The organism is Flavobacterium hungaricum, from assembly GCF_015182285.1.
GTDB lineage: Bacteria > Bacteroidota > Bacteroidia > Flavobacteriales > Flavobacteriaceae > Flavobacterium > Flavobacterium hungaricum.
Window position 1 is genome coordinate 126,146 of the sequence record NZ_PRDM01000006.1, and the last position, 25,944, is coordinate 152,089.

The window sequence follows — 25,944 nt, forward strand, 5'->3', positions numbered from 1 at the left end:
ACATCTTGTATTAATCCGTCTTCTTCTTTTGTAAAACTAGATGATGTGAAAGAGCGTGAAAAATTGCATGTCGCAGCATTAAAAAGATGGATTATAGAATCTAATTTCGAAACGATTATCATCTGTGATAATTCTGGCTATGTTTATTCTGAACAAATAGTTTCATTAGCTTTTGAATTGGGTAAAGTTGTTGAAGTTTTGTCATTTAAAGGAGATACAAAAAAAGTAGAAGAACTAGGAAAAGGATATGGTGAAGGAGAGATCATGAATTATATATTAAATAACAGCATATATATTAAAAAACACGAATACTTTTTTAAAATAACTGGTAAGCTATTTGTGGAAAATATTGAAAAATTTATCGCTTTAAAAAATATTGATTTTGCATTTGATCACTCCTACTCTTTTTTTTGGAAAAGTAATAAAATTAGCTGTGTTTTTACAAATTTTTATTTCGCCAATCTTAATTCTTTTAAATCAATTTTAAAAAATGAATATTTAAAGGTTAAAGATTATGATGGTTTTTTTTTAGAACACGCTTATGCTTTAGCACTTCAAAACCATAATAAATTAAATGTAATTTCAATATTGCCATATATTACTGGAATTAGTGGATCTACAGGAGTTAATTATTCAAAAAAAAGAAAGATGATTAACTTTTTAAAAAAACTTTTGTCATCATTGTCATTGGTAAGAAAATTTTAACTTTTAAAAATTTATTTATTTAATGTTTAAAATAAAAAGTATAATTGTTAAAAACAGTATTTTTTCGATATTTCAAATTATTTTATCTACTTTATGCTATGTTGTAATATACTATCAGATACTTCACAACTTAGGCAAAACTGAGCTCGGTGTTTGGTCAATTATTACATCCTTACCAATAGCTATATCTGTTTTTGGGTCTGGAGTTTCAGGTTGTGTATTGAGATATACGCCTATTTACAGTGTAAAAAACGATAAGGAATCCTTTAGTGGAATTATATTTAATGGTTTAATTTTTAATATACTTTTCGGAGGATTTTTAGTTATTTGCGGATATATTTTTTCTTATAAAATTTTGCAATTATTATTTAATGTTAATACAATTGATTTACGATATGTTACTCTATTTCGTATTTCATTACTTACTTTTTTTGTAAATTTTATTACATCGGTTTTATTGTCTGCGATTGATGGGTTGCAATTAATTTTTGTGAGAAATAAGATTATTATCTTTTGTTCAATTGTTTTTTGTTTTGCTGCTGTTTTTTTAGTTCGCATTTTGGGATTAAAAGGTATTTTACTCGCCCAATTTATTCAATCAGTTTTATTGTTTTTATGTGCATTTGTAATTATCAAAAAAATTGATCTCTTTGATTTTGATTTTATGAATTATAACAAATCATTCATAAAATTATTTTTGACATATGGACAGGGTTTTCAAGCGATATCTTTATCAATTTTAATTTTTGATCCTATAACAAAATATTTTTTAAACAAATATTTTAATCTTTCTACTGTTGGTATTTATGATCTAGTTTCTAGAGCAGTAACACAAATTAGAGTTTTAATTGTTAGTGCGGTTCAGGTTATTACTCCTTCAGTCTCTAAAAGCAGTGAAGAAAATAACTTAGATGTGGGGGGAATGTTTGCAAAAATAAATAGAGGAGCTTCTCTGCTGAGTTTTCTGCTTTTTAGCAGTCTTATATGTTTTAGTTCTGTTTTGGTCAATTACTTAGATAAAACTAATGGTAGTCAATACCTATCAATTTTAGTTCTTCTCTGTCTATCTTATCACTGCAATATTATTGCAAGTGGGGCATATTCAATATTAATGGGTTTAGGGAAACTTAAAAATATTATTATTTCACATATTTTATCTAGTTTCATTAATATAGCATTATTTTATTTGGTTGGTAAATTTCTGGTTAATGAGTTTGTTGTTTTACCAATAAGTTTTGCAATAATTATATCTTCAGAATTCCTTATATATAAATTCAAAAAAGAATTTAATTTAAAAAATAGCGCTATAAATAAGTCAGATTTTATTTTAAAGTTATTTTCATCACTTTCTATAGTATTAAGCATTATGTTAGTCTGGTTAAAATTTGATCTTTATGCAGGAATCTTATTGCTTATTATTCATTGTCTAGTCTTAGGATATTTAGTGTTTAAAAATGATTTTTTTGGTGCAATAATAAACAAAGTTTTGAATAAATAATTTTTATGGAGAAAATTTCGATAGTTACAGTAGTTTATAACGGGATGCGTTATTTAGAAAAGACTATTTTGAGTGTTATCAATCAAACATATTCAAATATTGAATATATAATAGTTGATGGAGGTTCAACAGATGGTACATTAGATATAATTGAGAAGTACAAATCTAAAATCGATATTGCAATTTCAGAACCCGATAAAGGACTCTCTGACGCTATGAATAAAGGAGCAAGATTGGCTACTGGAGATTGGATTTTATATCTTCATGCTGATGATACATTTACGGATAATCAATCAGTGGAAAAGCTTATAAAAGCATCAATATTGAACTCTGCAACCTCTTGGGTTACAGGATATCTACGATTTCAGAATAGTTCTGACGAAATCTTTCGAAAAGATTCATACCATAATATTTCTTGGAATGGTATGATAATAAGAAATGTAATTAGGCATCAATCGACTATGGTTCGTTTGAAAAATTTCATGGATATTCAATTTAATCAAAAATATAAATATGCAATGGATTATGATTTTTTCTTGAGGTTATGGAAAAAATATGGAGATCCTATTGTAATAAATGAATATATTGCTGATTTCAGATTAGATGGAAATAATTTATCATCGAATTATTACGCCTCAATTAAAGATGAAATGAGAGTTCGAATTGATTTTAGAAAAAATAATAAAGACTATCACAAATTGCCTTTTGACAGCTTCATTTATTTTTTAAGATATTGTAAAATATATTTTATACATAACAGAAAAAAAAATGTTGAATAATCCGGTTAAGTTTGTTCTATTAAATTTTTTCTCTTACCTCATTATATTGCTGTTTGGAGGGTTTTCTTTAGCCTTTCCTATTTCTGTTTTTTTTTCTTTACTAATAATCGCTTCTTCTTATAAAGAATTTGGTATTAAAGGAGGATTAATTTTTGCAACAATTTATTTATTGGCATTTGATAGTGAAATATTTTATTTTTCAGATTACAATATCAGAATATGGTATTTCTATTTAATAATAATATACCTAATTTCTTTTTTTGAGTTTTTACTTAATTTTCGAATTGTTTTTAAACGAAAATTCATTGTTGAGTATATTATTGGATTTGTTCTCTTTTTATGGTCAATTTATTTTCTATTAATAGAAGATTTTGTATCAAAAATTAACAATATAAAATATTGGGTATTTTACATTGGATTAATTTTAATATTGAACCATTTTTTTAGAAAGAATATTAAAAAATATAATTTTATATTAGATTATATTATATCAATTACAGTTTTTATTATGTTCTGGGGCATATTCCAATTTTTTACAAATTTGCTTTTTATTTCAAATTTTCAATTGGATTATTTCAATATTAGACCAAGTGCTTTCTTCTCTGAAACGACTTGGTATAGTGAGTTTATTTTTTTTGGAATGGTATTAATATTTTTGAAAATCTTGACGGTTCCTAATATGTTAAAGCTATTATATTTAGTTCCTTTCTATTTATTAGGGTTTTTGTTTTCAGTAACAAGAAATACCTATTTAGCTTTTATCATATACTTATTTTTTACTTTTACTTTTACTTTTTTTATAGAAAGAAAAATATTTTTAAGAATAGTTTCTTCAAGATTTATATTAACATTTATTTTTTTGTTGGTTTTAATTTTTATTATGTTAATTCCTATATTAACTGACATTGCATCATTTTTTGTGCTTAAATTTTCTGGTCAGGATGATTCAGCCCAAGGGAGAATAGAGGCATATCATATTTCAGTAAATAACATTTTGAAAGGCGGTGTTTTTGGAAATGGCTATTATTGGGATAAATCACATTCAACCGAAAGTGGTTCGGCATTAGGATCAAAATCATTTAATGTTTTTTTAATGATGGGAAGCATTTTTGGTCCATTTGGCGGCCTATTGTTTTTTATTTTAATTAGCTTTTACTTGATGAAGAGTCTATATTATTATGGCTTGTACAAATCTTTATATATTAAATATAGCTTTATAGTTTTCTTTATTTTTATTCAGATGGCTATGTTTGCTCCCATTCATCAATTTCCTTTCGGTATGTTAATAGTTTCGTTATCGGTTTTTTTATTTAATATAGGCGTTTTTAATTATGAAAAAAATAATATTTGTAACGCCTCAGTTTAAAAATGGGGGCGGAAATAGAGTTTTTGTTGAATTATCAAATTCAATTTCTCGTTTTGGGACACATAAACTAGAAATTGTTTACCCAAATAATTCAGCAGAAATTAATCATTATAAAATTGAAGCAGATATAGAAATCAAAGTCATTGGAAAGCTTGCAGCAAATATGTATAAAAAGCTTTTTAATTGTTATCTCCTATTTAAATATATTATTAATGTTTTAAAAAGTAGCGACGTAACTATAATTATATCTGATCCAATTTTGTCTGTTTTTTTGTGGACAATTCCAAGAAAATATCAAAATAATATTGTTAGATTCATTCAGGCGGATGATTATAGGATTTATGATGATTTATTTGTTTTAAAAAACAGACTTTTTCTTTCAATATTCAAACTTTTGACATTATTGAACTATAAGTTGAAGTTGAAGTATGCTTTTAATTCAAGTTTTACATATAAAAAATTCGTAGAAGTTAGTAAGCAAAGAGATGTTCGAAAAGTAATTATCCATCCTGCTGTTGATAAAAAAATTTTTAATAATCTGCAAAGAGAGAAAAAAGAAATAGATGATAAACTTTCAATAAGTTTAATAGCTAGGGATCATCCTTTAAAAAAATTAGATGATTTTTTAGAAATGTGGTCGAATCTGCCTGATAAAACTAAAAGTAGAATATCAGATGTATTTTTAATATCAACAGATAAATTAGAAAGATTTGATCTAAATGAGTTTACTATAATAAGACCGCAAGATGATTATGAAATAGCAAATACATTTAAAAAATCAGATATTTTTATTTCAACTTCACTTTGGGAAGGTTTTAGTTTACCACCCCTTGAGGCATTACATTGTGGAATGGTTATACTCTCAAGTGATTCTGGAGGCGTAAGAGAATATGCTTTTAATACTTTTAATGCTTCGTTATTTGAACCTGGAAATATAAAAGAATTAAAGGATGGACTAATTGAGCTTATTGATAATAACGACAAACGTGAAAAATATATTGAAAATGGAAAAAAAACAGTAAAAGAATTTTCATGGGACAAATCTGCAAAAGAATTAATAGCTTTAGTTCAATCTTAAAAAGATTAGTTTTATGATAGGTTTAATAGTTTAAATTAGAAAAGTATATTTTTAAGAAACAACAAATAAATGAAAAATATTTTAATAACAGGAGGCGCAGGTTTTATAGGAAGTAATTTAGCACTTAAATTAATAGATAAAGGTTATAGAATTACAGTTTTAGATAACCTTTCAAAACAAATACATGGCGATGATCCTGAAAATACATCTCCATTATTTAAAAGTATAAAAGATAAAGTTTCCTTTATTCATGGTACAGTAACCTCTAGAAAAGACTGGGTCAAAGCACTCGAAAACCAACATGCAATTATTCATTTAGCAGCTGAAACAGGTACTGGTCAATCTATGTACTGTATTGAAAAGTATACTGAGGTAAATATACAGGGTACAGCAATAATGTTGGATATTTTAGCTAATACTAAAAATTCGATTGAAAAAATTGTTGTGGCTTCATCTCGTTCTATTTATGGTGAGGGAAAATATAAACATCCTGAATTAGGGATAGTATATCCAGATCATAGAAAGGAAAAAGATATGCTGGAAGGTAATTTTGAATTGACTTATGGAGACAATCAAATACTTGAATTGTTACCAACAGATGAAACATCAAAAATTCATCCATCATCAGTATATGGAATTACCAAACAGAACCAAGAACAAATAATTATGACTGTTTGCCCTACAATTGGAATTGCACCTGTCGCTTTTAGATATCAGAATGTATACGGTCCTGGGCAATCATTATCAAATCCTTACACGGGTATTCTATCTATTTTTTCTACCCAGATTAGAAACAATAATGGAATTCAGATATTTGAGGATGGTAAAGAAAGTAGAGACTTTGTTTTTATAGATGATGTAGTGAAAGCAACAATCTTGGGACTTGAAAAAGACGAAGCAAATGGTGAAATTTTTAATGTTGGAACAGGCGTAGCAATTAACGTTCTTGAAGTGGCAAATTCTTTAATAACGGCATATGGAATTAGTGTTCCAGTTACCATTACAAGTAGATTTAGATTAGGAGATATTCGTCATAATTTTGCTGATTTAAGCAAAATTAAAAAGCTTTTAGGATTTGAACCGAAAGTGTTTTTTAAGGAAGGTATTCAAAAATTTTCAGCTTGGGTACTCCAACAAGAAATTCAAGAAGATAAGTTAAGTGTATCTCTAGATGAAATGAAAAAGAAAGGCTTGTTTAAATAATGGACAATAAAAATTTTAAAAATAAAAAGATACTTTTTTTTTCTGTTAAGCTTTTTAATTATGAAAATATTATTGCTGATAAGTTAAGATCATTAGGTGCTGTTGTAGATTATTATGATGAAAGACCCAGTAATTCAATATTTAGTAAAGGAATAATTAGGTTAAAAAGAGATTTATATAATGTTAAAATTTCGAATTATTACAATAGCATTTTACAAAGAATTAAAAATGAAAAGTATGACTATTTCTTTTTAATAAAAGGAGAAGTGGTTCCACAGTATTTTATAGATAAATTAAAAGTACTAAACCCTGAAATTGTTTTGTTATACTATACTTTTGATTCTTTTGAAAACAATCCAAATGGAATTAATATTATACAAAATTTCAATAGAAAATATACATTTGACTCTAAAGATGCAGAAAGTTATAATCTTAGTTTCAGACCATTGTTTTTTTCAGATGACTATTATAAACTAAAGAATGAGGAGGATCAAAAGTATGATTTGCTTTTTATTGGTACTGCGCATTCTGACCGATATGTGATTAGTGAGCAAACAGCTAAATGGTGCGATGAAAATAAGCTTAAAAGTTTTGCATTTTATTATTCTCCTAGCCGATTAGTGTTTTTATTTTTTAAATTATTTGATTCATCTTTTAAGAAATTTAAATACAATAAAATTTCTTTCACTAGCTTAAAACATCAAGAAATAATCGAATTATATAAGCAGTCAAAAGTCGTTTTGGATATAAACCATCCTAATCAGAGGGGTCTTACAATGCGAGTTTTTGAGGCATTAGGTAGTGGTAAAAAGCTTATAACAACAAATTTTGATATTAAAAGATATCCTTTTTATAACGAAAATAATATTTATATCATAGATAGAGGAAATATTGTTTTGGAATATAATTTTTTTAATCTGCCTTTTGAAGATATTGATCAAAAACTATATGATAGGATGTCTATTTCAGGATGGCTAAATGAATTGTTTTTTGATGATAAATCATTTGACTGGTTGAAAATAAACAAAGATTATGTTTAAAAATATTAAAGAACTCTAATGAAAATACTTCTTACTGGATCAACTGGTTTTTTAGGCTCAATTATAAAAAATGAACTATTAGAAGACAATTTAATTACATTATCTCGGACAAATTCAGATTATAAAATTTCACTTGAGAATGAAGTGCCGGATTTTAAGGAAATTTTTGATTTAATTATACATGCTGCAGGAAAAGCGCATAGTGTTCCAAAAACTTCGGTCGAAAAAAAGCAATTTTTTGATGTGAATGTTGAAGGAACGTCTAATTTGTTAAAAGGATTACAAAAAACAGGTATTCCAAAACAATTTGTCTTTATAAGTTCTGTATCAGTATATGGACAAAATTCTGGTAAAAATATTGATGAGAACCATCCTTTACAGGCAGTGGATCCATATGGCTTGAGTAAAGTTGAATCGGAAAAGCTTGTCATTAATTGGTGTAAAGAAAACAATATCATTTGTACGATTTTACGTTTGCCTCTGTTAGTTGGTGAAAAACCTCCAGGTAATTTGGGCGCAATGATTAATGCAATTGATAAGGGGTATTATTTTAATATTGGAAACGGAAAAGCTAAAAAAAGTATGGTTTTGGCACAAGATGTAGCAGCATTTATTCTTAAGATTGCTAATACAGGAGGTATTTACAATCTTACAGATGGTTATCATCCTGATTTTTATGAATTAAGTACAGTTATTTCGATGAAAAAAAATAAAAAGACTCCTTTGAATATGCCCATATTTATTGCGAAACTGGCTGGGATTATTGGTGATTTGTTAGGAGAAAAATCTCCAATAAATTCTTCGAAACTAAAAAAAATTACTTCAGATTTAACTTTTGATGATACAAAAGCTAGAAAAGCAGTAGGATGGAATCCAAAAAAAGTCTTAGAACATTTACAACATAATAGCTTGTAAGTATAAAAAATGATAATATAATTAGATTTAAGATCTATAAAAAATATAAAAATGAAAACAGCACTTATAACAGGTATTACAGGACAAGACGGTTCCTACTTGGCAGAATTATTATTGGAAAAAGGTTATATGGTTCATGGTGTTAAAAGAAGAGCTTCTTCTTTTAATACCCAACGTATTGATCATATCTACCAAGATCAGCACGAAGCACATGTAAATTTCAAATTACATTATGGAGATTTGACAGATTCTACAAATGTTATTAGAATTATTCAAGAAGTACAGCCCGATGAGATTTACAATTTAGGTGCGATGAGCCACGTAAAAGTGTCTTTTGATTCTCCAGAATATGTTGCTAATGTTGATGGAATCGGAACTTTAAGAATTTTAGAAGCTGTACGTATTTTAGGCCTAGAAAAAAAGACACGTATTTATCAAGCATCGACGTCTGAATTATATGGTGGTTTAGCTGAAAATAAAAATGAAAAAGGATTATATGATGAAAATTCACCTTTTTATCCACGTTCACCTTATGGAGTAGCAAAAATATACGGTTTCTGGATTACTAAGAACTATCGCGAAGCTTACAATATGTATGCTTGTAATGGTATTTTATTCAATCATGAATCTCCACGTCGTGGAGAAACTTTTGTGACTCGTAAAATTACAATGGCTGCTGCATCAATTGCTCTTAAAGAACAAGAATGTTTATATTTAGGTAACTTAGATGCACAACGTGATTGGGGACATGCTAAAGATTATGTAGAAGCAATGTGGCGTATTTTACAGCAGGACGTTGCTGAAGATTATGTGATTGCAATGGGAGAAACTACTTACGTACGTGATTTTGTTAAAATGTCGTTTGCTGAACTAGGAATAGAAGTGGAATTTAGAGGAGAAGGGGTAGATGAAAAAGGTTATGTTGCTTCTTGTAGTAATCCTGCTTATCAAATTGAAGTTGGAAAACAGATTATCGCTGTAGATCCAGAATATTTCCGCCCAACAGAGGTAGATTTACTTATTGGTGATCCAACAAAATCTAAAACTAAATTAGGATGGGTTCCTAAATATGATTTGGCAGGATTAGTGAAAGAAATGATAGCATCAGATCTTCAGTATGTTCAAAAAGAAAAAATGATAAAAGAGGTAAGATCGGCTGTTAGATATTAATTAAATAATAGATATTCTTTTCTAGTTAGAAATACATTATGAACAAAACAGATAAAATATATATAGCTGGTCACCGTGGAATGGTTGGATCTGCTATTTTAAGAAAATTAAAATCTGAAGGATTTACAAATTTTGTTTTGAAAACTTCTTCAGAATTAGATTTAAGGAATCAACAAGCTGTCGCTAATTTTTTTGAAACAGAAAAACCAGATTATGTTTTTTTGGCTGCAGCTAAGGTCGGAGGGATTATTGCCAACAATACTTATAAAGGTGATTTTATTTATGAAAATCTGATGATTCAAAATAACGTAATTCATCAGGCATATTTAAACAATGTTAAAAAACTGATGTTTTTAGGTTCGTCTTGTATTTATCCTAAAATGGCTCCTCAGCCGCTAAAAGAAGAATACATGCTTACAGGAGAATTGGAGCCAACAAATGAACCGTATGCAATTGCAAAGATTGCCGGAATCAAAATGTGTGATGCTTATAGAGATCAGTTTGGCTGTAATTTTATTTCAGTAATGCCTACAAATTTGTATGGACCAAATGACAATTACGATTTAAAGAATTCTCATGTATTGCCAGCAATGCTCAGAAAATTTATTACAGCTAAAAGGAATGGTGATGCGTCTGTAACAATTTGGGGAACTGGAAGTCCTAAAAGAGAATTTTTGCACGCTGATGATTTAGCAGAAGCTTGTTTGTACTTAATGAAAAATTATAATGAGCAAGGACTTGTAAATATTGGAGTAGGAGAAGATATTTCAATTTTAGATCTGGCAGTTCTAGTTAAAAAAATTGTTGGATTTGAAGGTGAAATTCTAACTGATGTTTCTAAGCCAGACGGTACACCTCGTAAGCTTATGGATGTTTCTAAACTTAACGGTTTTGGCTGGAAAGCAAAAACTTCTTTAGAAGAAGGTATACAAAAAGTTTATGACGAAATAAAAGATACAAACTGGGAGTAATCTCATTTAAAATATGGAATACGTATTACTAGGTCTTATTTTAATGATTTTAATGTTGCTTTATTTTAGAGTGGCTGATCGTTTTAATATCATTGATAAACCAAATCTAAGAAGTTCACATACAGAAATCACCTTAAGAGGAGGAGGCATCATTTTTTGGTTTGCCTCTTTGATTTATTTTGCGCAGCATCTTGAAAACAATTATTTTTTTTTCGCCGGAATTACATTGGTAAGTTTGGTAAGTTTTTGGGACGATATTCAGAGTCTGTCAAATAAAATTAGGATTTCAATTCATTTTCTGGCCATTTCATTGATCTTTTTGGATCTGGGAATCTTTAATACTTTACCAATCTGGCAGATTTTTACGGCTTATATTCTTGCTATAGGTTTAATCAATGCCTATAATTTTATGGATGGTATAAACGGTATAACCGGTTTGTATACTTTATCTGTAATGGGAGCATTATTATATGTTAATACAAAAGTCCAGCTTTTTGTTGATGGAAGTTTTATAATGTATTCCATGATTGCAAGCTTAGTATTTTTGTTTTTCAATTACAGAAAAAAAGCCAAATGTTTTGCTGGTGATGTAGGAAGTATTGCCATTGCGTTTTGGATTATTTATTTGGTTTTAAAACTTATTGTGAATACAAATTCTCTAATCTGGCTTTTATTTTTAGCAGTTTACGGAGCTGATGCTGTTTGTACTATTTTTCATCGTTTATATCTAAAACAAAATATTTTCGAAGCGCACCGTTTACACCTTTACCAGATTTTAAGTAATGAGTATAAAATACAACACAGACTTGTTTCGTTGTACTATGCTTTGGTTCAGACAGGAATTTCTTTTTTAGTTATAACCCTTTATCAAAAAGTGAACGATATAGTTTTGTTTGTTATTGTTATTGTTCCATTGATAATGATTTACTCATCCAAATTTTACTTGTTGAATAAATATAATGTAAAAGCAAAAGCATGAATCCAAAAGTAATTCAGGGAGGAAGTTTTTCAGATCATAGAGGCAGTATTTCGTATGTAAATGATTTTACGTTTGAAAATATTGAAAGATTCTATATTATAAGTAACTCTGATGAAAACCCGATTCGCGCTTGGCAGGGGCATAAATTAGATGCGAAAAATTTTTACTGTTTGACAGGTTCTTTCAAAATTTATTTTGTAAAAATAGATGATTGGCTAAATCCATCTAAAGATCTGCCAATTGAAACAATTTTGGTTTCAGAATCAGATAGTAAAATTGTTCATATTCCAGCAGGATATGCTAATGCTATAGAATCTTTAGAATCAAATTCAAAGTTAATTTCGTTTTCAACATTACCACTTACAAAGGTTAGTGAAGATGATGTGCGATATGAAAGTAATTATTGGAAATTAAATGGATAATAAGAGAATTTATCTTTCATTACCCAGACAAAGCGGTTCTGAACAGAATTACATTCAACGTGCCTTTGAAACCAACTGGATTACTTCAGGAGGACCGAATGTAAAGGAGTTTGAGAATACTTTAGAGAAGTATTTTGGAGAAAAATCATTTATTACAGCGTTAAATTCAGGAACATCTGCCATTCATTTGGCTTTAGTTGTATTGGGAATTAAAGCTGGAGATGAGGTTATTTGTCAGAGTATGACTTTTTCAGCTTCAGCAAATCCAATTTTATACCAAGGAGCTTTACCAGTTTTTGTAGATAGCGAAAAAGAAACTTGGAATATTTGCCCAGAATTTTTAGAAATAGCAATAGAAGATAGGATTAAAAATGGTAAAAAGCCGAAAGCAATAATTGCAGTACATCTTTACGGAAATCCATATAAAATTGAGGAAGTGCATGCTGTTGCAGCTAAATATGACATTCCAATAATAGAAGATAGTGCAGAAGCATTAGGAAGTTGTTATAAAGGTAAAAATTGTGGTGCATTTGGTACAATAGGAATTTTGTCTTTTAATGGAAATAAAATAATAACAACTTCAAGTGGGGGAGCATTAATATCAAATTCTGCAATTGTTAAAGAAAAAGCATTGTTTTTTGCAACTCAGGCCAAAGACAAAGCAGTTCATTATCAGCATAGTGAGATTGGTTATAATTATAGAATGAGTAACGTCTGCGCAGGAATCGGTCTTGGTCAGATGGAGATTTTAGAAAAGAATATCCAAGAAAGAAGAGAAATAAATTCTTTTTACAAAGAACTTTTCACAAACATTAAAGAACTTACTGTTTTTGAAAATTCGAATCAGGATTTTTTTTCGAATTGTTGGCTGACAACAATTTTAGTTGATTATCATAATGAAAAAGATATAAATAGGGAAAAATTAAGAATGGCATTTGAAAACGAAAATATCGAATGTCGCCCGCTTTGGAAGCCAATGCACTTACAGCCTATTTTTGAAGAATATCCCTATTATGGTAAAAATATTGCTGAGGGTTTATTTGAAAAAGGTTTATGTCTTCCATCGGGAAATCTATCTTTAGAGGATAAAAAAAGAATAAAAGAAGTAGTGGAAAACTTCTTTGTATAATAAAATTAGAAGAAAAATTAAACATGAAGATTAAAGAAACATTTATAAAAGATTTAGTTATTGTTGAACCAACAGTTTTTGGTGATGAAAGAGGCTATTTTTTTGAGTCATATAGTAAAACTAAGTTTGAAGATTTAGGGATTAATATTGAGTTCGTTCAGGATAACCAGTCATTTTCCAAAAAAGGAACTTTAAGAGGTTTACATTATCAAAATCCGCCATTTGCACAAACGAAATTAGTGCGTGTTTTAGAAGGGGAAATTATTGATGTTGCAGTTGATTTGAGAAAAGATTCTCCTACTTATGGAAAATCATTTAGTGTTTTATTATCTGCTGAGAATAAAAAGCAATTATTAGTTCCACAAGGATTCGCTCATGGATTTTCGGTTATCAGCGAAACGGCATCTGTTATGTACAAATGCGATCAGTTTTATAATAAAGCTTCAGAGGGCGGAATTAAATATGATGATCCTTCTTTAAATATTGATTGGGGTTTGGATTTAAATGATGCAATCGTTTCAGAAAAAGATCAGGTTCTTCCATTTATTGAGAATTGTAATAGTTTGTTCTAATGGGAAAAATACTTGTTACAGGAGCAAATGGGCAGCTCGGTTCTGAGCTTGCAGTTTTGTCAAAATCGTATCCGGAATTTGAATGGATTTTTGCAGACAGAACAAAAATAACTTTGGATAATCTAGATTTATTGAAAGTTCAGTTAGAAGAAATTAAACCTGATATTATATTTAATTGTGGAGCTTATACAGCAGTCGATAAAGCTGAAACTGAAAAAGACCTGGCGTTTACAATCAATCATCTCGCTGTAGCAATAATCGCTAATTATTCATTTGAAAATAATATAAAACTAATTCATGTCTCTACAGATTATGTGTTTGATGGATCTTCTTCTGTTGCTTTAAATGAAGATGCTGAAACAAATCCGATAAATGTGTATGGAGAAAGTAAATTGGCAGGTGAATTAGCTTGTTTGAAAGAAAATCCAAATTCAATTATTATTAGAACCTCTTGGGTTTATAGCAAATTTGGAAACAATTTTGTCAAAACAATGCAGCGATTGATGCAGGAACGAGATGAAATTAATGTGGTAAATGATCAGATTGGTTCGCCAACATATGCCGCAGATTTGGCTCAGGCAATGATTGATATTTTGAAATTTTCTAAATGGTTTCCAGGTATTTATAATTATTCAAATGAAGGGGAAATTAGCTGGTATGAATTTGCAGTTTCTATAAAAGAATTAGGAAGATATAATTGCAAAGTTGGCGGTATACCGTCAGCTTCATATCCAACTCCGGCAAAACGTCCTGAATTTTCATTATTAGATAAGAAAAAAATAAAAATATCTTATAATTTAGATATACCAGATTATAAGAAAAGTTTAAAAAATATGTTTATATAAAATCTTCCGATTTAAATTTCCAACATATTCGTTTAAGAAATTTATATCTAAGATCTAAAATTAAGATTTATGAAAGGAATTATATTAGCCGGAGGTTCTGGAACAAGATTACACCCATTAACATTGGCGGTTAGTAAACAGTTAATGCCAGTTTATGATAAACCAATGATTTATTACCCATTGTCAACTTTGATGATGGCTGGAATAAATGAAATTTTAATAATCTCAACACCTCATGATTTGCCCCATTTTAAAAAACTTTTAGGGGATGGAAATTCAATTGGCTGTAAATTCAGTTATGCTGAACAGCCGGATCCAAATGGATTGGCTCAAGCTTTTGTAATTGGAAAAGAATTTATTGGTTCTGATAAAGTAGCATTAGTATTAGGCGATAATATTTTTTTTGGAACAAATATGCAGCAATTATTAAAAGACAACTCAGATCCAGAAGGAGGAGTCGTTTTTGCTTATCATGTCGCAGATCCAGAAAGATATGGTGTTGTAGAATTCGATGAAAATAAAAATGCAATTTCTATAGAAGAAAAACCTCTGGAACCTAAATCAAATTATGCTGTTCCAGGGTTGTACTTTTATGATAATTCTGTAGTAGAAATTGCTGAAAATATTAAACCATCTGCACGAGGAGAATATGAAATTACAGATGTTAACAAAGTATATCTTGAAAAAGGAAAATTAAAAGTTGGTATTTTAAGTCGAGGAACTGCTTGGCTCGATACTGGAACTTTTAATAGCTTAATGCAAGCTGGGCAGTTTGTTCAGGTTCTTGAAGAAAGGCAAGGTTTAAAAGTTGGATGTATAGAAGAAATAGCATGGAGACAAGGATTTATTGATGATGAACAACTTGAAAAATTAGCACAATTGTTGTTAAAATCTGGATATGGAACTTATTTGTTGGATTTTTTAAAACAAAAGAAAAAGGGTGTTAAAATTTAAATTTGAAACACCAAACAGTCATTTAAAATATTTACTTTGTATTTTTGTATAGTATAGTTTACAGATTTTAAAAAAAAAAGAATTGAATTCAGACAGACCAAATAATATAACTTCCTTATTGTATAGCGCATTTTCGCCTAGAAATCTGCGTGCCAATATTAATAACCTAAGCTATCTGCCTAGATGGATTATTATTGCTATAGACGTAATGGTCTTGCTTTTTTCTTTTTCATTTACTTATATGCTTTTTGACGGTACTGCCATTGGGTATATAATTACTTCGCACGATTTCTATTTTGTTGGAGGGTTAATTTTTGTAAATGTTTTTTTCTTTTGGCTTTTTAGAACCTATTCAGGTATTATAAGGCATTCATCTTATATTGACGCTATAAAACTGCTGTTTTCTCAAATGTCAGTTTTAGTTTTTTTCTTGTTTGCTAATTTGGTTTTCGAACTATATACAGGGCATAAAGCTTTTTTAAATACTGCTCTTTTTATTAATCTGGTATTGTCTTTCTGCGGATTATTTTTGTATCGCGTAATAGTTAAACAGACTTTTGAGATGTATTTTTCAGAGAAAACATCAAATAAGCTGATTCGAACAGTAATCTACGGTACAGATGCGAATGCAATTTCTGTAGCCAATGCATTAAAATTTGAAACACCTTCTAGATTTAAGATTGTTGGTTTTGTAGATAAAAACAATCAAAACGCATCAAAGCGAATGCTGGATCTTCCTATTTTGATTTTGAGAAAAAAGCTTCCGGCTTTAATGCGATCTGTTGCTGCTGAAGGGGTAATTATAGCAGATAAAAGTTTAACGAAGGATGAACAATTAATTATTGTAGATCAATGTTTAGAATTTAATTATAGAGTATATACTGTTCCGCTAATATCGGATTGGGAAAATCAAAAAGAGATTTCCCAAAAGGTAAAAAATATTCAGATTGAAGACCTTCTTGAGAGAAAGCCTATAGTTCTAGACAGTAAGTCTATTTCGAAACAGTTAAAAGAAAAAACAATTTTAATTACTGGCGCTGCTGGTTCAATAGGCAGCGAAATTGTGAGACAGGTTTTGAGTTTTAATCCAAAAAATGTAATTATTTTGGATCATGCTGAGACACCGCTTCATAATTTATGTTTAGAAACCCAAAGCATGAATTTTAGCACAAAAATTGTGGCTGTCATAGCAGATGTTAGAAGTAAAAAAGCTTTGGAAAAAGTTTTTAAAACATATAATCCTCATGTAGTTTTTCATGCTGCGGCTTATAAGCATGTGCCTTTAATGGAAGAAAATCCGTCTCAAGCCATCCAGACCAATATTAAAGGGACTAAAAATCTTGCCGATCTGGCTTGTAAATATCATGTAAAGAAATTTGTAATGGTTTCTACGGATAAAGCAGTCAATCCGAGTAATGTAATGGGAGCTAGTAAACGTATTGCAGAAAAATATGTACAATCTCTATTTCTAAAAAATCAAAAAGAAAATATTGAAGGCGGTACAAAATTCATTACTACTCGTTTCGGAAATGTTCTTGGTTCAAATGGTTCTGTAGTTCCATTATTTACCAAACAAATCGCAGAAGGCGGGCCTGTAACGATTACCCATCAAGATATTATCCGTTATTTTATGACTATTCCGGAAGCTTGTCAGCTGGTTCTTGAAGCTGGAGCAATGGGTAATGGAGGCGAAATCTATATATTCGATATGGGTAAACCAGTAAAAATTATAGATCTTGCTAAAAAAATGATCAAATTGGCTGGTTTTATTCCAGATAAAGAGATAAAAATTAAAATTGTAGGATTAAGACCAGGAGAGAAATTGTATGAAGAATTATTAAATGATACTTCTAAAACCCTTCCTACTTATCACAACAAGATTATGATTGCGCAGGAAATACAAGATGAATATGAGAACCTGCATACAGATGTTGATGAATTAATCGGAATTGCAGATTTCTATGATAACGACGATATTGTTACGAAAATGAAAAAAATTGTTCCTGAGTTTAAAAGTATGAATTCTACATTTGAAGTTCTCGATAAATAATTTACATTTGGCAAAAATTTCTACTAATAAAAAGGTGTTTTTTTTAAAACGCCTTTTTCTATTTTTAGAAAAAAGTATAAAGTGTAAAAATCTTGTTAATTTAAGTTTTGATACTTAAATAACTAGATCGACACTATTACAAAACCATGTAGTAATCAAACAAATGAACCACACCCCAAATCCTAATGACTGGCTGTTTGAAATAACGCCCAAAAACAAATTCTTTACCCTTAATCTAAAAGAAGTCTGGCAATATAGAGATTTATTATTTCTTTTTGTAAAACGCGATGTAATTACAGTTTATAAACAAACTGTTTTAGGTCCGTTGTGGTATCTAATTCAACCTTTATTCACTTCTGTTACATTTACAATTATTTTCAATAATGTGGCAGGTATCGACACTGGGACTGTACCGCCATTTTTGTTTAATTTAGCAGGAATTACAATCTGGAATTATTTTACGGCGTGTTTAACAGGGACTTCAGATACCTTCAAAACTAATGCTTCAATATTTGGGAAAGTTTATTTTCCTCGAATTATAACACCGCTTTCCATAGTTATTTCAAATTTGATAAAATTTGGAATACAATTTTTAATTTTTATTGTATTCTATATTCTATTTCTCTTTAAGGGAGCAAATCTTCAAATTAGTGTTTCGTTAGTTTTCTTCCCATTTCTTATTATAATTATGGGATTATTAGGACTGGGTTTAGGAATGATCATTTCTTCAATGGTCACGAAATATAGAGATCTTAGTCACTTATTAGGCTTCGGAATACAATTACTAATGTATCTTTCTGCAGTAATGTATCCAATGGAATTACTAAAAGAGAAATTACCAAAGTTTGGGTGGATCGTAGAATATAATCCCTTAGCATATGTTGTTGAAAGCACCAGATATATGCTTTTAAATGTTGGCGAAATTTCTGTTTTAGGACTACTTTATACACTATTTGTAACTGTTATTATTTTCTTTTTTGGTCTTTTGATGTTCAATAAAACAGAAAAAGGCTTTATCGATACAGTTTAATTGTGGAGATGATATCTGTTTAAAAATTACTTCATTACTATATAATTCAAAATTGGAAAAAGATATAATATTAAAAGCCGAAAATATTTCTAAACAATACCGTTTAGGCCAAGTAGGTACAGGAACATTAAGTCATGATTTAAATCGCTGGTGGCATAAAGTCCGAGGAAAAGAAAACCCTTATTTGAAAGTTGGAGAAGCAAATGATAGAGCTGTTAAAGGTTCTTCAGATTATGTTTGGGCTTTGCAGGATATAAATTTTGAAGTACAGCGAGGAGAAGTTCTTGGCATTATTGGGAAAAATGGTGCTGGCAAATCTACTCTACTGAAAATTTTATCAAAAGTGACAGGGCCAACAACGGGAAGTATAAAATCGAGAGGACGAATAGCTTCATTACTTGAAGTTGGGACTGGATTTAATGGTGAGATGACTGGAAGAGAAAATATCTTTTTAAATGGTGCTATTCTTGGAATGACCAAAAAAGAAATTGCTTCTAAACTCGATGAAATAATTGAATTTTCGGGTTGCGAACGTTATATTGATACACCAGTTAAAAGATATAGTTCTGGAATGACAGTTCGTTTGGCTTTCGCTGTTGCAGCATTTTTAGAACCAGAAATTTTGGTAATAGATGAGGTTTTAGCAGTTGGTGATGCTGAATTTCAGAAAAAAGCTATCGGTAAAATGCAGGATATTTCTAAGGGAGAAGGACGAACGGTTTTGTTTGTGAGTCATAATATGGCAGCGGTTCAAAATCTATGTACACGTGGAATTGTCATAAAAAATGGAAAAATTGATTTTAATGGCAATATTGAAGATTCTATACTTCATTACTTAAATGACGGTGCCGATTCTGAGGATTTTGAAAATTGGACGGATAGAAAGGGGAATGGAATTGTTAAAATTAAAACACTTAGTGTTTTTGGTAATAGTGAATTTACTCTTCCTCAAGTTGGAATGCCTTTTACAATTAAAATCAAACTGGATAACCCTGCAAAAATTAAAAATACTAATATAAGATTTGACTTAAGATTGGATGATAATTTTGGGCAGAGAATAGCATGGATTAGTGATTTTTTGAAAACAAAAGAGCAAGTTGACGATTTTAATTTTATAGAGTTTACAATAGATAAACTTAATTTGAATAAAGGTAAGTACTACATAACTTTATACATGGAAGTTGACAAAGAACTGTCGGACTATATTCAAAACGCTTACAGCTTTGAGGTAATTGAAGGTGATTATTATAATACAGGCAACAAAGTGCCAAATGTTCAAAGTAAAATATTAATGGATTTTAATGTTTGTTACAAATGATTCAAAAAATTAAAAACATATTTAGAGGGAAGCAAAATCTTCAAAAGGAAATTATCCTGCAGAACAAAGAGTTAGAATGGGCACATATTTATCATGATAGTATTAGAGGTAAAAAATGGTTAGAAGAGTTACCTCTTAATATTGGAAGATGGGCAGGGAATTATTCTTTTTTTTATGTTTTAAATCGTGTCTTAAATGATTATAAGCCAAAATCAATTTTAGAATTCGGCTTAGGGGAATCTTCTAAATTTGTGATGAGTTTTATTGATAATACATTGTTTGAAACTAAACATATTATTATTGAACAAAACGAAAAATGGAAAGATGCTTTTAAGCTAAATAATAAAGTTTCAAACAATACTTTAATAAAAGTTTGTCCATTAGAAAAAATAGAAGTTAAAGGTTATAAAACGAATTCATATAAAAATTTAGATTCTGAAATTCAAGAAAAATTTGATTTATATATTGTTGATGGTCCCTTTGGATCTGAAAGATTCTCAAGGTATGATATTGTTAAATTAGCCGAAAATTTTAAATTAAATGATGAGTTTATTATTCTTTTAGACGATTTCAATAGATTAGGAGAACAAGATACTGCAAAAGAATTATTACAGATTTTAAAAGAAAAAAATATTAAAATTTATACAGAAACATACATAGGAATCAAGACTGTTTTAGTAATAGTAACTGAAAAGTATAGATATGCTTCAAGTTTATAATTTATTACTATCTCTAATTTTTTAAAGTCCAAAAATATGAAAAGTATATTAGCAGTTCTTGTCAATTATGGATCCGAACAAATTTCTTATTTAGAACAAGTTACCAAAGCTCTTAAAAACTTTGAGAATTACGAAGTAACTATTATTGTAAATTCTAATATTCCTCTAAATATCAATAACGTAGATAAGGTAAATGTCATTAAATTAGATGATTACCAATTATTGCCTCTGACTTGCAGAAAAATAATTTGGGAGAATAGAAATAATTTTGATTTGTTTATTTATGGAGAAAATGATCATTTGTTTTTAGAGCAGCATATTGATAAACATATAGAATATTCTCAAATTTTACCCAAAAATAGAATTTCAGGTTTAATTCAATTTGAGGAAGATGCATCGGGAAAATATTATCCTGGGTATCATGATGATTTTAATTGGGATTTTGAATCAGTAGAAGTATATGGAACAAAAAAATTCGCTCATTTTTCTAATGTACATCAAGCTACATTTATTTTAACAAAAGATCAATTACTGCGAATTGGAAAAAAAATTAATTTTTTAGAATTAGTAGATGAAAAATCTTTGATTTTTAGGATCAAAAGAAAGTTGAGAAAAAAATTAGGTTTAAAAGTAGATAGACAGAACAAATATAGCGTAAAATGCAAAGTCAATACAGATGTTTATCTCTATGGAGGAATGAAAAAGATGATCTGTATTTCAGAGTTCGAAAATAACTTAATTCATCACATACCTAATTTATATATTGAAGGCAAAGCTGGTAGAAATAAATTTAGAAGTGATTCAGAAAGAATGACTAATTCTTTAAATAAACTATTAAGTTTTGATAAGAAGAAGAAAATTTTTTAGATGAACTCAACGAATAAGAATAAAATTGCTATAGTTATACCATACTATAAAATCAGTTTTTTTGATGATGTTTTAAAATCATTAACAAGTCAAACTGATAAAAGATTTAAAATATATATTGGTGACGATAGTAGTCCAGAAAATCCAAAAGAATTACTAGAGAGATATAAAGAGAGTTTAGATTTTGTGTACCATAAATTTGAAAAAAATTTAGGAAGCATCTCTTTAACACAGCAATGGGAAAGATGCATTGCATTAAGTAATGATGAGGATTGGGTCCTAATTTTAGGAGATGATGACATTTTGTCTAAAAATGTAATTGAATCTTTCTACGAAAAAATAAATGCTGTAGAAAATGAGGGAATAAACGTAATTCGTTTTGCAACTCAGAAAATAAATACAGAGGGAAAGATAATTTCTAATATATATAATCATCCAGAAATCGAAAAATCAACAGATTTTCTATTTCGTAGATCGAGAAGTTCTTTGAGTGAATATGTTTTTAAAAAGAATCAAATACATACTATTGGATTTAAAGATTTCCCATTAGGATGGTATTCGGATATTTTGGCAGTTTTAGAATTTTCTAATTTTGAATATGTATATTCTATTAACCAATCAATTGTGCAAGTGAGAGTTTCATCGTTAAGTATTTCAGGGAGCTCTTTATATGATAAACAAAAAGACACTGCAACATTTTATTTTTATTTTTATTTATTAAATAACAAATTTGCTTCTTTTTCACAATCAGAATTGGATGAGTTATACTGTAAGATTAATAAATGTTATTTGAACAATAAAAAGCGGTATGGTTTCTTTTTAAAAATTTCAAAATTTTATATTGTAAAGAAGCTTTTTAGAGAGTATTTCCTCTTTATTAAACAGATAATATTGTTTACTATAAGAAGTATAAAATCGTAAAGATGAGAAAAGGAACAAATCTTTCTAAAGACGTTTTACTACCCGAAATAAATTCAAATCATCGAGTAATAATCCCTTTATTTATTCCTGAAGAAGAAGGTTATTATAAAGATGCATTTACAATTTTTAGTTATTGTTTAACTTCGGTTCAGAAAACTTCATTTTCCAATATAAAAATTAGTGTTGTAAGTAATGGATCTTCCGACTCTGTAAACACAAAATTAATAGACTTACAGAAACAAAACCTTATAGATGAACTTATTGTAGTAAAAGAAAATATTGGTAAGATAAACAGCATTTTAAAAGCATTGCGTACGGCTCAAGAACGTTTAATTACAATTACAGATGCTGATGTCTTATTTGATAATAATTGGGAAGAAGAGGTTTTAAAAGTTTTTAAAGCCTTCCCAAAAGCTGGAGCAGTAAGCCCAGTTCCTGTATTTAGAAATCATTTTAAATTAACCAGTAATATTTGGTTTGATTATTTTTTTTCATCAAAACTTAAATTTCGACCAGTTAAAGACCCAGAAGGAATGACTTTATTTGCTAATAGTATTGGCTGGCCGTGGCTTGATGAAAAGTATAAAGATGTTATAGCAACTTTAAAAAATAAAAATGGTGTTATCGCAGTTTTAGGAAGTTCACATTTTGTCTGCACCTATAAGAGAGAGATATTTGCAAAAACACCAAAAAAAAATAGTTTGTATAAACTAGGCGGAGACAGCGAATATTTGTATACCGATTTACCAGTTATAAATTCTGGAGGATATCGGCTGTCAACATACGGAAACTTTGCTTACCACTTAGGAAATGTAGCTGAAAAATGGATGCTTGAAAAATATAATAAGTTAAAAGAGGAAGATAAAAAACAAACACAAGAATTTCAATTACAGGTTTTAAAATCAATACCGTTTTTTAATTTAATGATTGAAAAAGTATTCAAAAAAATAATAAAGCAAAAACGTATTAAAAGGTTTATACTCAAAAGTAAAGGACTAAATGAGAAACAATTATCAGATTTTAAATAAACAGATTATTAAAACATAAAAATACTTTTCGTGAATTTTAATTTAGTATCTGTAATTATTTTCTTTGATAATCAGCCTCATTTCTGACCAAGTTTATAAAACAAACAAATTAAAATGGGAAAATTTTATGTTCTCAGATTATAACTCTCTAAACAAAATTTAAATATAATCTAATTATTTTTATGCTAACTGTAGTTCTAACCAATCGAAACCGTGATTTACATATAGTAAAAAACTGTCTTCAATCACTAATACAGCAAAACTATGATGACTTTTGTTGCTTTTTAGTGGATTACGGAAGTGAATTAAACTATTTGGAAAAACTTAACGAGCTATTATTAGAATTTCCAAAAATAAAATTCATTTCATGTCCTGTTCAGCATCAGCTTTGGAATAAATCGCGAGCAATAAATATAGCTTTGAAACAGTGTCAGACACCATTTTTCTTTGTAGCCGATATTGATATGATTTTTAATAACGGTTTCATTCAAAAATTGTATGATATTAAACAAGAAAGAGAAGCCGTATATTTTCAAGTAGGTTTTTTAGATGAAAAGGAAAGTCAAAGAAATTGCAATTTTGAAGATTATCAAATTAGTTTTAATTCAAATAAAGAAGCAACAGGAATGACTTTGTATCCAACAGATCTGTTAAAACAAATAAACGGATTTGATGAATTTTACCATGGATGGGGAGCAGAGGATACCGATACACATGTAAGATTGCAAAATTTAGGAATTAACATTAATTATTATGATTCAGAAGTATTAGTACTTCATCAATGGCATCCTAAACAATATAGAAGTATTAATAGCACTGATGCATATCATTCAGGTTTAGAGAAAATTAATCATTCTTATTTAAAAATTGGACAGCAGACAAATCAAACTATTGCCAATAAAAAGCAACAATGGGGGCTTTTTCCAAAGAATGATTTATATCAAAAATTAAAAAGAGACTTTGATTTTTCTTTTGACATTTTACCAGAAATTAATCAGTTAACGGCTTTTATAGCTCAATTGGCTAATTTTCACAATAAAACTCTCTCTGTCACAATAAAAGATGTAGATGAAAAGACTAAGTCTAAAGAGGTTGTAAAGAAATATTTAGGGAAAAAATATATTAATTTTTTGAAGATGGATTTTGTAAACGATCTCATTTTACAAGAAATTATTTTTCACTACAGAAATGTTCCTTACGAATATTCGTTTGATAAAAAAAATAGAATTATTGAACTCAAAATTTATCTTACAGAATGAAAATCGTAATGGTATCCATTCCCTCGCTCCATTTTTTTAGGTGGGTAAGCCAGCTAGAAGATTCGGGACATGAAGTATTTTGGTTCGATGTTTCCGGAATGAGCGGTAGAATCGAAAGAATCAGCTGGGTTTCTCAAAAATTGAATTGGAAACTAAAATGGAATTATCCAGGCAGGACCTTTTTTAAAAACAAATTTCCATTACTCTATAAAAACGTTCAAAAGATTAATGAAAATCATACGGCTGAGGTTTTTGAGAAATATATAGAGGAAATAAAACCCGACTTAGTGCATAGTTTCGCACTCTATTTATCATGTACTCCAATTATTTCAGTAATGGAGAAATACAAAAATTTGAAATGGATTTATTCGTCTTGGGGAAGCGATCTTTTTTATTTTCAAAATGAATCAAAATATTTAAATGATATAAAAAGAGTCCTACCTCGTATTAATTATCTGTTTACAGATTGTAAAAGAGATTTCGAAATAGCAAAAAAATATGGTTTTGATGGAGATTTTTTAGGGGTATTCCCTGGAGGAGGCGGATTTGATTTGGAAGAGATGAAACCTTATAAGATGCCGTTAGAAGAACGTAAAATCATTTTAATAAAAGGTTTTCAAGGAAGATCTGGACGCGCAATTCCAGTTCTAAAAGCTGTTGCATTGATAAAAGAATCTCTTTCGGCTTATCAAATTATAGTATTTGGAGCAGATATCGAAACCTTCCAATATGTTGACCACTCAACCTTGAAGGAACAATCTAATTTTGAGATTCAAGGAAAAATTACACATACAGAAGTTCTTAAACTTATGGGGAAATCGCTTTTGTATATTGGAAACAGCAATTCTGATGGAATTCCGAATACAATGCTTGAAGCTGTCTGCATGGATGTTTTTCCCATTCAATCTAATCCCGGAGGCGCTACTGCGGAAATTATTTCCCCTGAAGAAAACGGGCTGTTAATTGAAGATTGCGATGATATTGATGAGATTAAAAATTTGATCTTAAAAGGAGTTATGCTGGCTTCAAAATACAAATCGAATGATAAAAATTATATAGCGTTAGAATACTCTTATTTAAAAGACAAAGTCGTAGAACGATACAATCAATTGTTGTTAAATTGAAA

25 protein-coding genes are annotated in these 25,944 nt (G+C 29.0%); all 25 read left to right on the forward strand.

Annotated elements, in window-relative coordinates; genetic code table 11:
- The first annotated feature begins 45 nt into the window (after window positions 1–45).
- The 25 genes from C4F50_RS22530 to C4F50_RS22650 all read left to right on the forward strand — a co-directional run bounded on the left by C4F50_RS22530 (window position 46) and on the right by C4F50_RS22650 (window position 25,942).
- Window positions 46–705 (forward strand): hypothetical protein, encoded by a 660-nt coding sequence (locus C4F50_RS22530; RefSeq protein ID WP_194140889.1) that lies wholly within the window; start codon window positions 46–48, stop codon window positions 703–705.
- A 22-nt stretch (window positions 706–727) separates the two neighbouring features.
- Complete coding sequence (locus C4F50_RS22535; RefSeq protein WP_194140890.1) at window positions 728–2,203, forward strand: MATE family efflux transporter; 1,476 nt, start codon at window positions 728–730, stop codon at window positions 2,201–2,203.
- A gap of 5 nt (window positions 2,204–2,208) precedes the next feature.
- A complete protein-coding gene (locus C4F50_RS22540) occupies window positions 2,209–2,982 on the forward strand; it encodes a glycosyltransferase family 2 protein (RefSeq protein WP_194140891.1) in 774 nt (257 codons plus the stop codon).
- Window positions 2,972–4,348 carry an O-antigen polymerase gene (locus C4F50_RS22545; protein WP_194140892.1) on the forward strand — a complete coding sequence of 459 codons (1,377 nt, stop codon included), beginning with the start codon at window positions 2,972–2,974 and terminating at the stop codon, window positions 4,346–4,348. Before C4F50_RS22540 ends, C4F50_RS22545 begins: the two co-directional genes overlap by 11 nt.
- Window positions 4,314–5,426: a glycosyltransferase family 4 protein gene (locus tag C4F50_RS22550; RefSeq protein WP_194140893.1), complete on the forward strand. Its 1,113-nt coding sequence runs from the start codon at window positions 4,314–4,316 to the stop codon at window positions 5,424–5,426. The genes C4F50_RS22545 and C4F50_RS22550 overlap by 35 nt, the downstream gene beginning before the upstream one ends.
- 69 nt (window positions 5,427–5,495) lie before the next feature.
- On the forward strand, window positions 5,496–6,629 hold the full coding sequence (locus tag C4F50_RS22555; RefSeq protein ID WP_194140894.1) for an NAD-dependent epimerase/dehydratase family protein: 1,134 nt from the start codon (window positions 5,496–5,498) through the stop codon (window positions 6,627–6,629).
- A complete protein-coding gene (locus tag C4F50_RS22560; protein ID WP_194140895.1) occupies window positions 6,629–7,669 on the forward strand; it encodes a WaaS/CpsH family glycosyltransferase in 1,041 nt (346 codons plus the stop codon). Before C4F50_RS22555 ends, C4F50_RS22560 begins: the two co-directional genes overlap by 1 nt.
- 18 nt (window positions 7,670–7,687) lie before the next feature.
- Window positions 7,688–8,584 carry an NAD-dependent epimerase/dehydratase family protein gene (locus C4F50_RS22565; protein WP_194140896.1) on the forward strand — a complete coding sequence of 299 codons (897 nt, stop codon included), beginning with the start codon at window positions 7,688–7,690 and terminating at the stop codon, window positions 8,582–8,584.
- Between the two features lie 51 nt (window positions 8,585–8,635).
- On the forward strand, window positions 8,636–9,754 hold the full coding sequence (gene gmd / locus C4F50_RS22570; RefSeq protein ID WP_194140897.1) for a GDP-mannose 4,6-dehydratase: 1,119 nt from the start codon (window positions 8,636–8,638) through the stop codon (window positions 9,752–9,754).
- Window positions 9,755–9,792: 38 nt separating this feature from the next.
- The gene (locus C4F50_RS22575; RefSeq protein ID WP_194140898.1) at window positions 9,793–10,725 is read left to right on the forward strand and encodes a GDP-L-fucose synthase family protein; all 933 of its coding nucleotides are present in this window, start codon (window positions 9,793–9,795) and stop codon (window positions 10,723–10,725) included.
- 13 nt (window positions 10,726–10,738) lie between these two features.
- Window positions 10,739–11,704 (forward strand): MraY family glycosyltransferase, encoded by a 966-nt coding sequence (locus C4F50_RS22580; RefSeq protein ID WP_194140899.1) that lies wholly within the window; start codon window positions 10,739–10,741, stop codon window positions 11,702–11,704.
- A complete protein-coding gene (locus C4F50_RS22585; protein WP_194140900.1) occupies window positions 11,701–12,126 on the forward strand; it encodes a cupin domain-containing protein in 426 nt (141 codons plus the stop codon). Before C4F50_RS22580 ends, C4F50_RS22585 begins: the two co-directional genes overlap by 4 nt.
- Window positions 12,119–13,255 carry a DegT/DnrJ/EryC1/StrS family aminotransferase gene (locus tag C4F50_RS22590; protein WP_194140901.1) on the forward strand — a complete coding sequence of 379 codons (1,137 nt, stop codon included), beginning with the start codon at window positions 12,119–12,121 and terminating at the stop codon, window positions 13,253–13,255. The genes C4F50_RS22585 and C4F50_RS22590 overlap by 8 nt, the downstream gene beginning before the upstream one ends.
- 23 nt (window positions 13,256–13,278) lie before the next feature.
- The gene (rfbC, locus tag C4F50_RS22595; RefSeq protein WP_194140902.1) at window positions 13,279–13,827 is read left to right on the forward strand and encodes a dTDP-4-dehydrorhamnose 3,5-epimerase; all 549 of its coding nucleotides are present in this window, start codon (window positions 13,279–13,281) and stop codon (window positions 13,825–13,827) included.
- On the forward strand, window positions 13,827–14,672 hold the full coding sequence (gene rfbD / locus C4F50_RS22600) for a dTDP-4-dehydrorhamnose reductase (RefSeq protein WP_194140903.1): 846 nt from the start codon (window positions 13,827–13,829) through the stop codon (window positions 14,670–14,672). The genes rfbC and rfbD overlap by 1 nt, the downstream gene beginning before the upstream one ends.
- A gap of 69 nt (window positions 14,673–14,741) precedes the next feature.
- Window positions 14,742–15,626 (forward strand): glucose-1-phosphate thymidylyltransferase RfbA, encoded by an 885-nt coding sequence (gene rfbA, locus C4F50_RS22605; RefSeq protein ID WP_194140904.1) that lies wholly within the window; start codon window positions 14,742–14,744, stop codon window positions 15,624–15,626.
- Window positions 15,627–15,708: 82 nt separating this feature from the next.
- Window positions 15,709–17,676 (forward strand): polysaccharide biosynthesis protein, encoded by a 1,968-nt coding sequence (locus C4F50_RS22610; protein ID WP_194140905.1) that lies wholly within the window; start codon window positions 15,709–15,711, stop codon window positions 17,674–17,676.
- A gap of 163 nt (window positions 17,677–17,839) precedes the next feature.
- The gene (locus C4F50_RS22615) at window positions 17,840–18,706 is read left to right on the forward strand and encodes an ABC transporter permease (RefSeq protein WP_194140906.1); all 867 of its coding nucleotides are present in this window, start codon (window positions 17,840–17,842) and stop codon (window positions 18,704–18,706) included.
- A gap of 52 nt (window positions 18,707–18,758) precedes the next feature.
- Entirely contained in the window at window positions 18,759–20,024 is a 1,266-nt protein-coding gene (locus C4F50_RS22620) for an ABC transporter ATP-binding protein (RefSeq protein WP_194140907.1), read from the forward strand.
- Window positions 20,021–20,743 (forward strand): hypothetical protein, encoded by a 723-nt coding sequence (locus C4F50_RS22625; protein WP_194140908.1) that lies wholly within the window; start codon window positions 20,021–20,023, stop codon window positions 20,741–20,743. Before C4F50_RS22620 ends, C4F50_RS22625 begins: the two co-directional genes overlap by 4 nt.
- 36 nt (window positions 20,744–20,779) lie before the next feature.
- On the forward strand, window positions 20,780–21,610 hold the full coding sequence (locus C4F50_RS22630; protein ID WP_194140909.1) for a hypothetical protein: 831 nt from the start codon (window positions 20,780–20,782) through the stop codon (window positions 21,608–21,610).
- Window positions 21,611–22,531 (forward strand): glycosyltransferase family 2 protein, encoded by a 921-nt coding sequence (locus tag C4F50_RS22635; protein WP_194140910.1) that lies wholly within the window; start codon window positions 21,611–21,613, stop codon window positions 22,529–22,531.
- Between the two features lie 2 nt (window positions 22,532–22,533).
- Complete coding sequence (locus C4F50_RS22640) at window positions 22,534–23,559, forward strand: glycosyltransferase family A protein (protein ID WP_194140911.1); 1,026 nt, start codon at window positions 22,534–22,536, stop codon at window positions 23,557–23,559.
- Window positions 23,560–23,741: 182 nt separating this feature from the next.
- Entirely contained in the window at window positions 23,742–24,818 is a 1,077-nt protein-coding gene (locus C4F50_RS22645) for a glycosyltransferase family 2 protein (protein WP_194140912.1), read from the forward strand.
- Window positions 24,815–25,942 carry a glycosyltransferase gene (locus C4F50_RS22650; protein ID WP_228012118.1) on the forward strand — a complete coding sequence of 376 codons (1,128 nt, stop codon included), beginning with the start codon at window positions 24,815–24,817 and terminating at the stop codon, window positions 25,940–25,942. The genes C4F50_RS22645 and C4F50_RS22650 overlap by 4 nt, the downstream gene beginning before the upstream one ends.
- Window positions 25,943–25,944 lie beyond the last annotated feature (2 nt).

Coding starts and splice junctions, on each gene's coding strand:
- C4F50_RS22560 (WP_194140895.1), top strand. CDS start 6,629: ATGGACAATAAAAATTTTAAAAATAAAAAGATACTTTTTTTTTCTGTT.
- C4F50_RS22545 (WP_194140892.1), top strand. CDS start 2,972: ATGTTGAATAATCCGGTTAAGTTTGTTCTATTAAATTTTTTCTCTTAC.
- C4F50_RS22565 (WP_194140896.1), top strand. CDS start 7,688: ATGAAAATACTTCTTACTGGATCAACTGGTTTTTTAGGCTCAATTATA.
- rfbA (WP_194140904.1), top strand. CDS start 14,742: ATGAAAGGAATTATATTAGCCGGAGGTTCTGGAACAAGATTACACCCA.
- C4F50_RS22615 (WP_194140906.1), top strand. CDS start 17,840: ATGAACCACACCCCAAATCCTAATGACTGGCTGTTTGAAATAACGCCC.
- C4F50_RS22640 (WP_194140911.1), top strand. CDS start 22,534: ATGAGAAAAGGAACAAATCTTTCTAAAGACGTTTTACTACCCGAAATA.
- rfbD (WP_194140903.1), top strand. CDS start 13,827: ATGGGAAAAATACTTGTTACAGGAGCAAATGGGCAGCTCGGTTCTGAG.
- C4F50_RS22635 (WP_194140910.1), top strand. CDS start 21,611: ATGAACTCAACGAATAAGAATAAAATTGCTATAGTTATACCATACTAT.
- C4F50_RS22625 (WP_194140908.1), top strand. CDS start 20,021: ATGATTCAAAAAATTAAAAACATATTTAGAGGGAAGCAAAATCTTCAA.
- C4F50_RS22585 (WP_194140900.1), top strand. CDS start 11,701: ATGAATCCAAAAGTAATTCAGGGAGGAAGTTTTTCAGATCATAGAGGC.
- rfbC (WP_194140902.1), top strand. CDS start 13,279: ATGAAGATTAAAGAAACATTTATAAAAGATTTAGTTATTGTTGAACCA.
- C4F50_RS22645 (WP_194140912.1), top strand. CDS start 23,742: ATGCTAACTGTAGTTCTAACCAATCGAAACCGTGATTTACATATAGTA.
- C4F50_RS22550 (WP_194140893.1), top strand. CDS start 4,314: ATGAAAAAAATAATATTTGTAACGCCTCAGTTTAAAAATGGGGGCGGA.
- gmd (WP_194140897.1), top strand. CDS start 8,636: ATGAAAACAGCACTTATAACAGGTATTACAGGACAAGACGGTTCCTAC.
- C4F50_RS22580 (WP_194140899.1), top strand. CDS start 10,739: ATGGAATACGTATTACTAGGTCTTATTTTAATGATTTTAATGTTGCTT.
- C4F50_RS22540 (WP_194140891.1), top strand. CDS start 2,209: ATGGAGAAAATTTCGATAGTTACAGTAGTTTATAACGGGATGCGTTAT.
- C4F50_RS22575 (WP_194140898.1), top strand. CDS start 9,793: ATGAACAAAACAGATAAAATATATATAGCTGGTCACCGTGGAATGGTT.
- C4F50_RS22650 (WP_228012118.1), top strand. CDS start 24,815: ATGAAAATCGTAATGGTATCCATTCCCTCGCTCCATTTTTTTAGGTGG.
- C4F50_RS22630 (WP_194140909.1), top strand. CDS start 20,780: ATGAAAAGTATATTAGCAGTTCTTGTCAATTATGGATCCGAACAAATT.
- C4F50_RS22555 (WP_194140894.1), top strand. CDS start 5,496: ATGAAAAATATTTTAATAACAGGAGGCGCAGGTTTTATAGGAAGTAAT.
- C4F50_RS22590 (WP_194140901.1), top strand. CDS start 12,119: ATGGATAATAAGAGAATTTATCTTTCATTACCCAGACAAAGCGGTTCT.
- C4F50_RS22535 (WP_194140890.1), top strand. CDS start 728: ATGTTTAAAATAAAAAGTATAATTGTTAAAAACAGTATTTTTTCGATA.